Origin of the sequence: Shewanella sp. CAL98-MNA-CIBAN-0140 (genome assembly GCF_040309905.1) — a bacterium.
Taxonomy (GTDB): Bacteria; Pseudomonadota; Gammaproteobacteria; order Enterobacterales; family Shewanellaceae; genus Shewanella; species Shewanella psychromarinicola.
Window position 1 is genome coordinate 1 of record NZ_JBEOPI010000147.1, and the last position, 277, is coordinate 277.

A 277-nucleotide genomic window follows, 5' to 3' on the forward strand; every position below is an offset into this window, starting at 1 on the left:
CCTCAGCACTCGTCGCGCCATCATTCGCCACTTCTTGCTCGCTACTCGCTGCTGAGCCTTCCGCCTCAACGCTCTCTTCCGTCGTAGAGGAATTGCTACAACCTGCAAGTCCTAACATCATGCCAAATACGGCAATAGGTAAAGTAAGCTTGGTAGAAGGTAAATTTGCGCTGAAAGCTTTCAATGACATAGTTTTCCCCATTAATGGTGCTACAGATAATTGAGATAAAAAATCGTTATCAATCACTAATAATCAAGATTAATAACCGCATAATAT

At 42.6% G+C, this 277-nt stretch carries 1 protein-coding gene; it reads right to left on the reverse strand.

Annotated features, from left to right (window positions below):
• The coding region (locus AAEY93_RS20520; RefSeq protein WP_351079496.1) for a hypothetical protein at nt 1-190 on the reverse strand (190 nt) is incomplete at its 3' end.
• Nucleotides 191-277: the final 87 nt, after the last annotated feature.